This is a genomic window from Zarconia sp. (assembly GCF_057467645.1).
Window position 1 is genome coordinate 43,882 of the sequence record NZ_JBRJXU010000028.1, and the last position, 13,830, is coordinate 57,711.

General features: G+C 50.4%; 10 protein-coding genes. 6 read left to right on the forward strand and 4 right to left on the reverse strand.

Annotation, left to right across the window (positions count from 1 at the left end):
- Positions 1 to 134: 134 nt before the first annotated feature.
- On the forward strand, positions 135 to 1,685 hold the full coding sequence (gene purH, locus AC2215_RS04620) for a bifunctional phosphoribosylaminoimidazolecarboxamide formyltransferase/IMP cyclohydrolase (protein ID WP_486808786.1): 1,551 nt from the start codon (positions 135 to 137) through the stop codon (positions 1,683 to 1,685).
- Between the two features lie 87 nt (positions 1,686 to 1,772).
- On the forward strand, positions 1,773 to 2,141 hold the full coding sequence (locus AC2215_RS04625) for a four helix bundle protein (protein WP_486808787.1): 369 nt from the start codon (positions 1,773 to 1,775) through the stop codon (positions 2,139 to 2,141).
- 64 nt (positions 2,142 to 2,205) lie between these two features.
- On the opposite strand, the gene AC2215_RS04630 is transcribed toward AC2215_RS04625, so the two are convergent.
- The 4 genes from AC2215_RS04630 to AC2215_RS04645 all read right to left on the reverse strand — a co-directional run bounded on the left by AC2215_RS04630 (position 2,206) and on the right by AC2215_RS04645 (position 11,081).
- On the reverse strand, positions 2,206 to 3,249 hold the full coding sequence (locus tag AC2215_RS04630; protein WP_486808788.1) for a class I SAM-dependent methyltransferase: 1,044 nt from the start codon (positions 3,247 to 3,249) through the stop codon (positions 2,206 to 2,208).
- Between the two features lie 879 nt (positions 3,250 to 4,128).
- Positions 4,129 to 5,562 carry a Re/Si-specific NAD(P)(+) transhydrogenase subunit beta gene (gene pntB, locus AC2215_RS04635; RefSeq protein ID WP_486808789.1) on the reverse strand — a complete coding sequence of 478 codons (1,434 nt, stop codon included), beginning with the start codon at positions 5,560 to 5,562 and terminating at the stop codon, positions 4,129 to 4,131.
- 283 nt (positions 5,563 to 5,845) lie between these two features.
- A complete protein-coding gene (gene pntA, locus AC2215_RS04640) occupies positions 5,846 to 7,456 on the reverse strand; it encodes a Re/Si-specific NAD(P)(+) transhydrogenase subunit alpha (RefSeq protein WP_486808790.1) in 1,611 nt (536 codons plus the stop codon).
- Positions 7,457 to 8,438: 982 nt separating this feature from the next.
- Positions 8,439 to 11,081 (reverse strand): AMP-binding protein, encoded by a 2,643-nt coding sequence (locus AC2215_RS04645; protein ID WP_486808791.1) that lies wholly within the window; start codon positions 11,079 to 11,081, stop codon positions 8,439 to 8,441.
- 868 nt (positions 11,082 to 11,949) lie between these two features.
- Here AC2215_RS04645 and AC2215_RS04650 point away from each other — a divergent pair.
- The 4 genes from AC2215_RS04650 (at position 11,950) to AC2215_RS04665 (ending at position 13,797) form a co-directional block, all read left to right on the forward strand.
- Entirely contained in the window at positions 11,950 to 12,534 is a 585-nt protein-coding gene (locus AC2215_RS04650) for a DUF2808 domain-containing protein (RefSeq protein WP_486808792.1), read from the forward strand.
- A gap of 362 nt (positions 12,535 to 12,896) precedes the next feature.
- Positions 12,897 to 13,034 (forward strand): 50S ribosomal protein L34, encoded by a 138-nt coding sequence (gene rpmH, locus AC2215_RS04655; RefSeq protein ID WP_486808793.1) that lies wholly within the window; start codon positions 12,897 to 12,899, stop codon positions 13,032 to 13,034.
- A 6-nt stretch (positions 13,035 to 13,040) separates the two neighbouring features.
- Positions 13,041 to 13,433 carry a ribonuclease P protein component gene (gene rnpA, locus AC2215_RS04660; protein ID WP_486808794.1) on the forward strand — a complete coding sequence of 131 codons (393 nt, stop codon included), beginning with the start codon at positions 13,041 to 13,043 and terminating at the stop codon, positions 13,431 to 13,433.
- Entirely contained in the window at positions 13,405 to 13,797 is a 393-nt protein-coding gene (locus tag AC2215_RS04665) for a PH domain-containing protein (protein WP_486808795.1), read from the forward strand. The genes rnpA and AC2215_RS04665 overlap by 29 nt, the downstream gene beginning before the upstream one ends.
- The last annotated feature ends 33 nt before the right edge of the window (positions 13,798 to 13,830 follow it).

The window sequence follows — 13,830 nt, forward strand, 5'->3', positions numbered from 1 at the left end:
ACGCGGACAACGGCGAAAAATTGTGCGATCGACCGGTCGTTTTTCCCCATTACCCCATCACTAAATCACCCTATACCCCCTTACGTGTAGAATAAAATTCTCCTGTCATCTACGAAGAGCGAGAATTAAGAGCTATGGCGCGTCTGGCACTGCTGAGCGTATCTGATAAAACCGGGTTGGTGGAATTCGCCCGATCGCTAGTTGAATCCTTTGACTTTGAGATCGTTAGCAGTGGCGGTACGGCGAAAACCTTGCAGGAGGCGGGTATTTCCGTCACCAAAGTCTCCGACTATACCGGGTCTCCGGAAATTTTGGGGGGACGGGTGAAAACGCTACACCCGCGCATTCATGGGGGAATTTTAGCGCGACGGGATTTTCCCGAAGATGTGGCGCAACTCGAAGAAAATCAAATTCGTCCGATCGATTTGGTGGTGGTGAACCTATACCCCTTTGAAGCCACCATTGCCAAACCCGATGTTACCCTCGAAGAGGCGATCGAAAATATCGATATTGGTGGTCCGACGTTGTTGCGGGCAGCCGCGAAAAATTATAAGTATTTAACGGTACTTTGCGATCCGTCCCGCTACGATGTTTACCTCGACCAATTGCAACGCGGGGGGGGCGAGGTTTCGTCAGCATTCCGGGAAGAATGCGCCAAGGCGGCATTTTGGCATACGGCAGCTTACGATCGAGCGATCGCCACTTATCTTGAAATCCCATCGGAAACAGAAGGAATGCCGGAACGATTCGGCATCGTCGGCGCCCAAATCCAATCCCTCCGCTACGGCGAGAATCCCCACCAACCCGCTTCGTGGTATCAAGTGGGGCAAACACCAACGGGGTGGGCAACGGCTAAAAAATTGCAGGGGAAAGAACTCAGCTACAACAACTTAGTGGATTTGGAAGCGGCACGGCGAATTATTGCCGAATTTCTCGATCCCAACAGCCCCCCGGCAGTGGCAATTCTCAAGCATACCAATCCTTGCGGGGTTGCCGTGGATGAAAGTTTGGCGATCGCCTACGAACGGGCATTTGCCGCCGATTCGGTTTCGGCTTTTGGCGGTATCGTCGCCCTCAATCGTCCCATCGATGCCCCCACGGCAACGGCTTTAACTAAAACCTTCCTCGAATGCATTATCGCCCCAGATTGCGAGGCAGAAGCCCAGGAAATTTTAGCTAAGAAATCGAATTTGCGGGTGCTGACTTTACCGAGTTTAGCAACCGGAGAAAAGGAGATTATTAAAGCAATTGCCGGTGGATTTTTGGTGCAAACGGCGGACGATTTAGTTGAAGAACCGAGTCAGTGGCAAGTGGTTACTGAAAAGCAACCGACACCGCAACAATTGGATGAGTTACTCTTTGCGTGGAAGGTGGCAAAACACGTGAAATCTAATGCGATCGTCGTGACTCGCGATCGCACCACATTAGGCATTGGGGCTGGACAAATGAACCGCGTCGGTGCGGCGAAAATTGCTCTCGAACAAGCAGGAGATAAGGCAACAGGAGCAACCCTTGCCAGTGATGGGTTCTTCCCCTTCGACGATTCGGTGAAGTCGGCGGCGGCGGCAGGAATTGAGGCGATCGTCCAGCCGGGTGGCAGCATTCGCGATAAGGATTCGATCGCCGCAGCGAACGAATTGGGTTTGGTGATGGTGTTAACGGGAGTTCGGCATTTCTTGCATTAAATTAGGGTGTGGGGTGTAGGGTGTGGGGTGTAGGGGTGTAGGGTGTGGGGGTAAGATTTTGGTAAGGAGAACAGTGAAGGATATTTAATGGGAAATACATCGATCGAATCTTATCGAGATTTGATAGCGTGGCAAGGGGCGATGAATCTAGCAGAAGTCTGCTATCGCCTAACGAAAGGATTTCCCAAAGAAGAAATGTATGGAATGACTTCCCAAATTCGTAGAGCTTCGAGTTCAGTTCCTGCGAATATTGCTGAGGGATACGGACGGAAAAATCGGAAAGAATACATCCACTTTCTGTATATTGCCCAAGGCTCGCTTAAAGAACTCGAAACTCATCTTTTGCTGTCTCAAAGAGTTCAACTCTCTACAAGTGAGAATGTTAATGTAGCTTTAACGCAATGTGAATCTGTCGGGAGACTCTTATTCGCGTTGATTAAAGCCTTAGAGAAATGAAGTTTTACAACTTTTAACCCCACACCCCACACCCCACACCCTACACCCCTACACCCCACACCCCCTACAATCGCCGATACAAAAACCAACGCAATGAAATCGGAGGTTGTGCCAAAACGGGGAAAACATCCCGTCCCGTCGACCAATTCTCAAACCATCCCGTCGGCGGCCAGGCTTGGGGGGGGAGATGGGCTTTTTCGTACTCGTAAACGGATTCTTCCGACAACATTTGTAGAGGCAATCGATCGACCGCTGCGGCGAGTTCCGATCTCGAGAAAATCGAGGAGAAGGTCATCTGAGCCCATTCCCGTTCTCGATCGCTGAGTGGGTACCCTTCTACGGGTAAAAATAGGTTGAATAAGAGCAATCCCCCCGGACGCAAGAAATCGCACATTTTCGCCAGTAGCAATCGTAAATCGTCAGTCGATCGCAAATGAGAAATCACTTCGGAAATTACCGCCAGTTGGTAATGGGCGGGTTGCATCCGGATGGTGGGATCGAGCACGTTGCCTTGGGTGACGGTAATGGGGAGGGATTTTTCGGCGGCACTCGATCGCATTTGTTGGCAAAAAGAGGGAGTGAGTTCGATCGCGTCTACGGGATGCCCCAACTGCGCTAAGGGGATGGTATTTCGCCCGGTTCCCGCACCCACATCTAAAATCGGGTTGGCTTGAGGCGGTTGTAATTGTTTGGCAATGGCGATGACTTTAGCATCGGGGTGAGTGCCGAATAGCGGCGGTTTGCGATGGCGTACCCAATTTTCGTACTGCTGCGCGACCGACCCTCCCGTGAGCTGAAAGTTGCAGAGATAGCCTTGTTTGGGGGGTTGTGCGGGTTGGTACTTGAAGATGACGTAGGCGTGAGGTGTTATCTGAAATCCCCGTTCGAGATTTAGGGCGAACATCTGACGGATATTTTCGATTTCGCCGGCAGAGAAGGGTTTGTGCAGGGAGATGAAAAGCTCCTCAATTTGGCGAAGGTAATGGTCGAGTAACTGAGGCAAACACGGAAATGTAATTTCCCCCTTCGCTGTCGTCCGGGTGTTGATTTTGCCAAGAATCGCTTGTTCGAGTAAAGCCGGATCGGTGATGGGGGAAGATTGAGACATTGCGAAGCTGTCACGCATCTAATTTACTAGTTTTGACGGACACGGGGACACGGAGACGCGGGGACGCGGAGAAGAGGTTTTGAGAATATACGATTTAAATGCGCATCAGCTTAAGGGTGAATCGGGTATGGGGTTCTGGGCTATCATCTCATTCTAGGGTTGATTCTTGGCAGTGTCGATCGATGAATCTACAAAAATGACTCGAACCCACATTGCCTCCGGGATGTTCAAATATCCTTCAATCCGGACTAACGTGATTGAATGGCGATCGCGGCGATCGCAGATTTACTCGGGATGACCGTTTTTTTTCACTCTCCGTTCCCAAATGCGTAAAATCGATCGTGACATAGCTCGCGAATTACTATAAATGTTGAGGGAGCGTTCGGGAATGTCAAGAAAAAATTGGGGAAATGCCCCTGTCTACCCTCAAAAATAGACATCCCCCTTTCTATGCCTTTTGCATGGTATCTCGATCTCGATTTGAAATGGCAATAACCTTTACATATTTTGGGTTTGAGCGTTTTCTATCTTGGCGATCGTCCTCAGTTTTTCTCTTTTTTCTCCCCCAATTTGCTTTTTCGTGCATCAATTTCACCGATACTGCATCGATTTGACGCCTGAAACCCTTGCTCTGTCTGGTCTCTCAGACGAACTCCCTACCGATTGGGTTAAATCGGATTAGTTGGAAACTCCCCAGTTTTTGTGTCGTACTGGGTCTTGGGGCAAGCCTCCCCCTACCGATCGAGTTCAATTCGATTAGTTGGAAATTTCCAAAAAGAAAGCTTGCCAGGGAAAAACATCCCCAGCAAGCTTTTTTAGGATTCAGTTGTTTGGAACATTACTGTTAGCGATCGCCCTTCAAAGGCAATCGCATCAATACTACGCCGTCGTCAACACTTTCTTCGTCGAACTTGCACTCGACTCCGACAGCTTACTCAAAATCGCGTTGACATTTTGTTTGGCATCGCCGAACAGCATTTGGGTATTTTCCTTGTAGAACAAAGGATTATCTACCCCCGCATAGCCACTAGCCAAACTGCGTTTCATCACCACCACGTTGGCTGCCTTCCACACTTCCAAAACCGGCATCCCGGCAATCGGACTCGTGGGGTCTTCCATGGCGCTGGGGTTCACCGTATCGTTGGCCCCAATCACCAACACCACGTCGGTTTCCGGGAAATCGTCGTTCATCTCGTCCATTTCCAGAACGATATCGTAGGGGACGTTCGCCTCCGCCAGCAACACGTTCATGTGTCCCGGCAAGCGTCCGGCGACGGGGTGGATGCCGAAACGCACCTCGATACCGCGATCGCGCAGAATTTTGGTAATCTCAGAAACACCGTGCTGGGCTTGGGCAACCGCCATCCCATATCCGGGGGTGATAATCACACTTTTGGCATTTTCGAGCAGTTCCACCGTCTCTTCAACGTTGGTAGACGTGGCTTCTCCAACCACTTGCGTGCCGCCACCACCGGCTGCCGCACCATCGGCTGCGCCGAAACCGCCGAGAATGACGCTAAAGAACGATCGATTCATTGCCTTGCACATGATGTAGCTGAGGATTGCCCCGCTACTGCCCACCAGCGCCCCGGTGATGATGAGCAAATCGTTCGACAGCATGAACCCAGCTGCGGCTGCGGCCCAACCGGAGTAGCTGTTGAGCATGGAAATCACCACTGGCATATCCGCGCCGCCAATGGCCATCACCAGATGAACCCCCAACACGCAGGCAATTCCCGTCATCGCGAGCAGAGGAGTCAGTCCGTTTTCGGTGCCCATAAACTGAGCGCCCAACCAAACCGAAGCCCCCAGCATTACCAGATTCAGGAAGTGGCGCGCCGGTAGCATCAGGGGTTTGCTGCTGAGGATTGCCCGCAGCTTACCAAAGGCGATAATCGAACCGGTGAACGTCACCGCCCCGATAAACACGCCGATAAAGATTTCGATTTCGTGGATCGTCGCTTCTGCCCCAACTAAGGTGGAATCCGGTTGCAGGTAGTTGGCAATCCCCACCAGAACCGCCGCCAATCCCACGAAACTGTGGAGAATCGCCACCAATTCCGGCATGGACGTCATCGCCACTCGACTGGCAACGATCGCCCCAATTATCGCACCGGGGAGAATCATCGCCGCTAGGGTTCCATACCCCGTCACTGACGCACTCAATGCCGTTGCCACAAAGGCGATCGACATTCCGGCAATTCCGAAGAGATTACCCTTGCGGGCCGTTTCTTGGTTGGAAAGTCCCCCCAAGCTGAGGATAAATAAAGCACTGGCCGCGATATACGCAACAGTTATCAAGTTATTGGACATCTTTTCCTTGTTGTCAAATCTCTTGTTAAACCCGAATCGATCGGGCACATTCATTTCAAACCCATCATTCGGGCGACCTGTAGGGCACGTAGGGGCTGTAGGGGCGCGCGCATTTGGGCGATAACTTCTCGCACCTGCGCAAACTTAGCTATCCAAATGCTATAGCCCTCACGCATGGCTAACGCTAATGCCCTTCCGGATTTATATTCAGACGATAAATCCAAGCACAAATATCCAAAGGCTATATATACGCATGGCACCGAAGCGCGCCCATCCGGATTCCCTACTTCTGGAACATCTTCAACATCCGCTGAGTCACCAAAAAGCCCCCAGCAATATTAATCGTTCCCACCAAAATCGCCAGCGCCCCGAGAATTGTCGTCGGCGAACTCAGCGGCCCGGAAATTTGCAGCATCCCGCCGAGAATGATAATGCCGCTAATGGCATTGGTAACGCTCATCAACGGCGTGTGTAGAGCGGGTTTCACGTTCCAAATCACCTGCCAGCCCACAAAACAAGCCAGCACGAACACGGTGAAGTGAGACAGGAACGACGACGGCGCGCCGACACCCACTCCCACCAGGGCGAGTCCCGCCAGTACCATCCACAGCCAGCCACCACCGCTCGATTCTTCTTCTTCCGCAGCCGGTGTCACCACTTTCGGTTCAGGCTTCGGTGTCGGGGCGGGAGGCGGCGTGTTCGGTTTGGGGGCCGGCCACGTCACCTCGCCGGTGTGGAGTATCAGTGCCCCGCGCACTACTTCATCTTCAAAATCGACTTTATAATTCTCCGAACCTCCCATATCTTTGAGGAGATGGCAGAGGTTTGTGCCGTAGAGTTGGCTCGATTGGGCGGCCATCCGGCTGGGCAAATCCGTCAAACCGACGATGGTGACGCCCTTGTAGCTGTAAATTTCACCCGGTTTGGTGACAGCGCAGTTGCCCCCCTGTTCGGCAGCCATATCCACCACCACCGAACCGTCTTTCATGCTCGATACCATTTCTTCGGTAATCAGCAACGGTGCCGGTTTGCCCGGAATCAGGGCGGTGGTGATGATGATATCCACCTCTTTGGCTTGTTCGGCAAACAGCGCCATTTCCGCCTCGATGAACTCTTTACTCATCACCTTGGCGTAACCGCCCTGTCCGGTGCCATCTTCCTCAAATTCCAACTCCAGGAATTCCGCCCCCAGGCTTTCCACCTGTTCTTTCACCACGGGGCGGGTATCGAAGGCGCGCACGATCGCCCCCAAACTGCGGGCGGCCCCAATTGCCGCCAGTCCAGCCACCCCGGCCCCGATGACCATCACTTTGGCGGGGGGCACTTTCCCGGCGGCGGTAATCTGTCCGGTGAAGAACCGTCCGAACCGATTCGCCGCTTCCACCACCGCCCGGTATCCGGCAATATTGGCCATGGAACTGAGGGCATCCATCTTCTGCGCCCGAGAAATCCGGGGGATGGCATCCATCGCGAGAACCGTGGCTTTGCGGGCGGCGAGGCGATCGAGCAATTCGCCGTTTTGCGCCGGCCAAATGAAGCTAATCAGGGTTCCGTTTTCTTTGAGCAATTCCGATTCGTGTTTGCCTAAATCGGGATGCTCTTGGGGAGGACGCACTTTGAGGACGATATCGGCACTTTCCCAAAGACTCGCCGCATCGGGGAGGATTTCGCAGCTAACTTGGCGGTAGGCATCGTCGGAAAAGTTTGCCGCCGCCCCCGCACCGGATTCGAGCAGTACGTCAAAGCCATATTTTTGCAGGACTTTGGCAGTTTCGGGGGTGGCAGCAACCCGAGATTCCCCAGGAAATACTTCTTTGGGAACGCCCACTTTCAGGCGAGTTTGCTTTTCGGGGATTGAAGGCGTTGCTATCTCTTTGGGAACCGCTACGGTCATAAATTCTCCTTGGTATGTTGTGGATTGCGGGTCAAAATTTCTGACACAACAGAGACTCGATCGATGAAAGGAAACCCTTTTGGTGCTGAGTGGCGATCGAGTTGAGTAAAGTCACGCACCCAAACCTCAATTAACCAGTGCGATCGAACGAAAGAGCGATCGGGTTGAACGTTAATATTGGGTCCGAGGGGTGCGTGGGCTTGAGTTGTTGGATGTGAGGTTTTGGACGTTCGGTACTAAAAACGGAGATGTCTCAAATTGGTGTTGTTGGCAAAAGCGTTTTTGAGTCGCTTTAAGTAGACGATCGTACTCCTTGCATCCTATGCCGATCCTTACGGAGCGATCGATATCTTCAACTTGTCTTAATCTCTATTGAGAATTGACTAACATTTAAACCAAAAATCGTAAATTTTAGTTTATTTTTATTACACAAGACCGGTGAAAGTACTGATTTTTTGAGGAGTAAGTATAAATTCCGATCTTGACAAATTAATAATTTGTTGGAATATAGCGGTTCTCATACTCATGAGAGACAGAGTTTCTGGTTTTAGGGAACGGGGAATAGGGAATAGGGAATGGGAAAGAGAATTTGAGTGTACCTTATAAGACTAAAAATTGCTATCAGTAATTTTTCAATATATAGCGGTTTTCATACTCATGAGAGACAGAGTTTCTGGTTTTGGGGAATAGGGAATGGGAAAGAGAATTTGGGTGTTCCTTATACGACTGAGAATTGCTATTAGTAATTTTTCAATATCAATCGTCTTTTGACGATGTTCGCTCCCAAACTAACATTCAGAGATGACCCGTATCGAGTATGAGAACCGCTGTAGCTTAGCTTAAAGTTAAACATCTAATCAGTACAAAGTAAGCATTCAGCCCTCAGCTAAATGCTTACTCTAGATGTCTATTTTATTTATTGAAGGACTGAAGCGGTACGGCTATTACGATCGATAGCTGAAAGCTGATGGCTTACAAAAAATTACCAGGTAAAGTTAGCGCTGTAAATCTTTTTAAACATAACCAGGAATGAGCCAACAAAGAGCGACATCGCCATTAATAGGGAGAAACTACCGGGCATACCGAAGGCAACCATCAATTGTCTCAAAGGCAGTACCATCCCATGAGTCACGTATAGCGGAAAGGCTAAAATACCAATGGTTGATAATGCTTGCCACCCGAACTTCGCGACGGGAGAAAACTGATTATAACGCGATAGAATTTTGTGGGTAATATCCAAACCGAGCAGTACCCAGCCTACATAAAAAAGCCATCCCCAAAGACTCGTCCCTTTTGTCGGCCAAACAAACCAACTATCCGCCATTCCAGCGTGGGAAGAAACCACAAATCCAGCAGCCAAACAAGCCAAACCCACCCAAGCGAAACTATTAGGCATTCCAGACTTTTGGCTGTTTTTGCGGAGGATCAGACCGATCGCCACACCACCGAGGGTTCCCGCCGCCAGGTTAAAGTAGCTATATTTCGCCGCGATCGAGAGTTTGGCGAGTTCTAGCAAACCCGAGGTTTCGTAGACGGACAGGCGAGAAATCAAGTAATAGTAAAGACAATACAACCCAATACTGATACAAATCGATTTGGCCGCCGGATTTTTCGCCTTTTCGATCGCCTTGAACCACAGCGGTAAAGTCGCCGTAATCAATAAATAGTAGGTCAGCACCGAGTAAAAGGCATTCGTGATATCGGTTACAGATTGAATTTGACCCGAAACAAACTCGTGACCTAACCTCAGTGACGCACTCAGAAAGATTCCCCCCGCTAAGATCGCAAAGCTCGACCCGAGCAATTTTTGCAGGCGGTTTCGATCTTGTTGGAAGATGTTAAACATCGAATATCCCGCCGACACCCCGTAAACAATCGCAAATCCAGGAGTCCCCGCAGCCAGAATGGGCGAGATGTAAGGTTTGATGCTACCAATTGCCGCCGGCAGCAGATTTGCAAAGCCGTCATACCAGTGGGCAAAAATGACGCAGAGGACTAACAAGCCGCGCATGATGTTAATATTCATGCCGGTTTTCGTATAAGGACTGGTGAGGGTATGAGACGTGGGTTTCTCCTGTGCGGTGTTGTCGATGCGTTCGGCTAACTCTCGCACCGACAAACCCTGGAGCATTCCCTTGACGATTTTTGGTGAGATGCCGAGTTTTTCCATTTTCACCATCACCGAGATGGCCGTCAGAGAATCTCCGCCCATTTCAAAGAAATTACTATCCGCATCAATACGTTCGACGTTGAGGACGCTTTTCCAGACCCCAATAATTTCTCGTTCGCAATCGCTTAGGGTCTCTTGGGCCTCAGAAAATCCCACTTCTCGCACTTGTCGTGCTGCCTCTAGGGAAGCCAGATGAACTGCGTAGCATTCGGTGAGTTCTTTTCGTTTGACTTTGCCCGTCGCCGTTGTTGGAAATTCATTGAGTTCTAGGAATTTAACCGCATCGGGACTGTGAATGTTGCGGGCTGCGGCGGCTTGGAGGGCAGCATCCCGCACCCGTTTCGCGTCGAGTCCAGCTTGGACGAGGGTACTCACTAGGATAACCTCACCCCGAACCGGGTCTTTCGCGCGGGCGACGGCAATCCCAGATTGGATATTCAAGAGATTGCGGATCGCTCTTTCCATGTCGTCGGGAGACACTTTCACGCCACCGCAATTAATCAGGTCGTCCGCTCGACCTTGATAGTAAACGTAGCCATTTTTCATGGCCCCCAAATCGTTGGTGGTGTGCCATCCATCGGCATCGAGGTTAGTTTTCGGTTCGCCCTCCACCAGCAACATTTCAGCAACATGGGGCCCTTTGATCGTTATCTTGCCCTCTGGCGAGATTTTGATATCGGTTTGTCCGTAGGCTTTTCCCACGGATTCGAGGTGCTCTCCGTTAGTGCGATCGATTCTCAGGAAGGTGCTGCGGGAGGCTTCGGTCAAACCGTAGTGCTGAACGATGTTGGCTTTGGGAAAAAGGACGCGCAACCGCTCTTTCTCCGCGCGGCTCATATACTGAGAACCAATTTCGATCCAGCGAACGGCATCGGTCTCGTTGCCGAAAATCTCTTGGCACTGAAACAGGGTCCGCCACAAACTGGGCACGGCGGAGATGGCGTTAATGGAGCCTTCCCGGAGCATCTCTCGGATTTCTAAGGGATTGAACCCAGTTTCGGGAATGTAGAACTGTCCGCCAACGGTAGCAACGGCGCGGCATCGACCGAAACCAAAGGAGTAATTGGTGGGAACGCCAACGTACTCTCGAATGCTCGAATCGACTTCCATAATGTCATTGAGGCGTTCGACGACATCGTTGAGGGCGCGATGGGTGAGTAGAACCCCTTTGGGGTGGCCGGTTGTGCCCGAGGTGAAAGAAATCTGGGCGATGGAGGCTGGCGGCTGGGGGGTAAATTTTCGATCGCACCAGCCGAATTTCGATCGGGGCGTAATAATCTCACTCGCACCGGTCACCTTAATCTTTTCAACATCCGTGTCGCTGCGTAAAAAGGCAACAATTTGACCTCGATCGAAACAATCGAAGATGACGTTTACAAAATCAATTGAATTTACAGAAACCACACCGATAACTTGTTTCTGTTCGACATTCCAGTGGGTTTTGAGTGCATGCATCGTAATCAAAAAATGGGTTGGTAATGAAGGTTGTTTAAGGAATAAATATGAAACGTTCGATGATGTGTTGGGGACTGAGATGTCATCTACACAGATCCGTACGCTCCACATTGAAATTCAATCAACACCCTAAGTGCGATTTGGTCTTGAATTCGCACAATTTCCTGGAGATACACATTCAATTCACTCTGGAGATTTTCACTCGTGAATTTCGAGATAGAGGACTCGGGTTTGCCTTATTTATTTCTCAGTACGTTTGCGTTTTTTTATGCAAAGTGTAAAAAAAATTAGTCATGTCGATTTTCGATTTACTTAATATCACAAGATGAAAAAATCAAAAAAATATTTTGTTAAACTAAAAATATTTTTTTGATAAAGAAACGTCAGTTTTAGATAAAACTGTCTCAGGTGAGGGTAGGGAATAGGGCATGGAGCACTTTCCTCCCCAGCAACTCGATGTACCCAGTGTTGTACCCTCGCCTCGAAATCATCGAGAGTTGGCATCCCGACGGGCTTAAGCAAAACTGACGTTAAAGAAGTAAGAGAGCATCGATCGCAGTCGCGAAACGCAGCTCGGACATCCCCAGAGCGAGCAAGCCTTGCTGGGGAAAAAGACCACGGGTGAATTCTCAAACTGTCTGCGTTTGAAGTGGCGACAGCTGGAGCGATGACTCGCTCGAGAATGAACATGGGAGCGTTCGATCGTCTTGAGCTTTTGGGGTCGATGTTCGAGCAACCCCCGAATCGGAACTTTCACCAATCTGAAGCGGTCACGTCAGTTGAGAATCCCCCAAAATTTCGAGGGATTTGTTAAGATTCCCTTCATAAACCTCATCCCTTACCACGTAAGCGACCTATTATTCAAGCTATGTTGTCTGCAAAAGTCAAAGCTACGACCGGGCGACTCTTGGGCCTTCTCGCCGTTGCTGGATGTTTGGCAACCGCCAAAGCCACCGTCAGCTGGGCGCAAGGAACCCCTGGATTGACGATTTTTGGTGGTGTAGAACGGGCGAACGAACTCAACTTCCGCCTCGACTACGGCACTCGCCGCCATCCGAGCGATCGCTATCGACTGCGCATCCCCGCTGAAAAGATGACTTTCGCCGTGGCGCAATTTTCCATCGACTACCCGGACTACTATTCGGGCAAATTCGATCTGGAGTTCGATCCGGAAAAGGAACCCGACGATCAACCCATTGAAATCCGCATCCAAAAAGATGGAGATTACGTTTCCCTCCCCATCGATGAAGTGATTTGGGACCAAGAAAATCAAATCGTCGAAATCTATCCCCTCGAACCCGTTCCGGCCGGCTACAAAGTCGAACTCGTCTTTTCCAACGTGAAAAACCCGCGCAACGGTGGGATGTTCTATTTCAATTGTAAAGTTCTGTCCCCTGGTGATTTGCCGTTACTACGGTATCTGGGAACTTGGGTGATTAGCATCGGGAATTAGCAATCGAACGTCGTGTAACTTGGGGTTCACAAGCAATAAGTGGAAAGTCATCGGTAATAAGTCATAGGTTTGACCCGTGCTGACGATCGAAAGATTCAACTCATTTGTTGAATCTAGATTTTTGCGTCACGAACTCAGAGGCGCACGTTCCGTTTAATTCGGGTTTAACGGATACGACTTATTACTGATTACCGAGCGTCCCGTTGGGCTTTGGTGAAAGGTACCGTTACCGCATGCGATCGAACCCCTAAAATCGATGGGTTGGATGTGCCGCGCGTCACATTGGTATGATGAGTCTGATACAATGAGAGACTGTGACTTTTCCCTCGAAATCTCATAAAAAATAATCTCAAAAAAATACCATGCCCCAGCGTACGTTACACGGCACGAGCCGTAAAAGAAAAAGAGTTTCCGGTTTTCGCGTCCGCATGCGAGTCAAAACCGGCAGAAGAGTGATCGGTGCCCGCCGCCGTAAGGGACGGCATCGGTTGGCCGTTTAATGCGTCGTGCTGCCCGTTGCCCATCGGCTTCGACATTGGAAAGATTTCCAAGCCGTGTACAAGCTCGGAACTCGGCGACAGGAAAAGGTCCTGATGCTCAGAGCATTACGTCGCCCGACTTTAGCTGAAGGCGATGGTGGGGAAAAGCCCCCCACTCGCTTTGGAATTTCGATTAGCCGCAAGGTTAACAAAAAAGCCACCAGCCGAAACCGAATTAAGCGGCAAATTCGATCGGCACTGCGCCAGCTCTTACCCAAGATCGAGCCGGGTTGGGACTGTGTCCTCTCTGTCAAACCCAGTGCAGTTCAGTGCAATTATTCTCAATTTCTGCAAGAATTAAAGCAGTTGTTGGCAAAAGCAGAGGTACTGCATGGGCATTCGAGAGGAAACCTTTTATGAAGGTGGACCGCACGTTGGCGATTTGATTATCGGGATTTTACTCGGTTTGACAATTATCGGTCTGCCAATTACTATCGGGGCGATCGTGCGGGCGGTTTGGTTGCGCTTCCGAATCACCAATCGCCGCATCACCGTCACCGGTGGCTGGATGGGGCGCGATCGTACGGATTTGATTTACCCGGAGATCGTAAAAATCGTGAAAATTCCCCGAGGCTGGGGAAGTTGGGGCGATATGGTCGTCACCCTCAAAGACGGTAGTCGCCTAGAATTAAGGGCCATTCCTCGGTTCCGCGAGATTTATGACTATATTAATGACAAAATTTCCCCCAAAGCTCGCAAGACCAGTGGGGCAGCCAGTCGCTAAAATCGAGCGGCTTGGGTGAATTCACCACGAGAG

What these genes read in the sequence shown, in the direction of transcription:
- purH (WP_486808786.1), top strand. Translation starts at nt 135, where the DNA reads ATGGCGCGTCTGGCACTGCTGAGCGTATCTGATAAAACCGGGTTGGTG.
- AC2215_RS04625 (WP_486808787.1), top strand. Translation starts at nt 1,773, where the DNA reads ATGGGAAATACATCGATCGAATCTTATCGAGATTTGATAGCGTGGCAA.
- AC2215_RS04630 (WP_486808788.1), bottom strand. Translation starts at nt 3,249, where the DNA reads ATGTCTCAATCTTCCCCCATCACCGATCCGGCTTTACTCGAACAAGCG.
- pntB (WP_486808789.1), bottom strand. Translation starts at nt 5,562, where the DNA reads ATGTCCAATAACTTGATAACTGTTGCGTATATCGCGGCCAGTGCTTTA.
- pntA (WP_486808790.1), bottom strand. Translation starts at nt 7,456, where the DNA reads ATGACCGTAGCGGTTCCCAAAGAGATAGCAACGCCTTCAATCCCCGAA.
- AC2215_RS04645 (WP_486808791.1), bottom strand. Translation starts at nt 11,081, where the DNA reads ATGCATGCACTCAAAACCCACTGGAATGTCGAACAGAAACAAGTTATC.
- AC2215_RS04650 (WP_486808792.1), top strand. Translation starts at nt 11,950, where the DNA reads ATGTTGTCTGCAAAAGTCAAAGCTACGACCGGGCGACTCTTGGGCCTT.
- rpmH (WP_486808793.1), top strand. Translation starts at nt 12,897, where the DNA reads ATGCCCCAGCGTACGTTACACGGCACGAGCCGTAAAAGAAAAAGAGTT.
- AC2215_RS04665 (WP_486808795.1), top strand. Translation starts at nt 13,405, where the DNA reads ATGGGCATTCGAGAGGAAACCTTTTATGAAGGTGGACCGCACGTTGGC.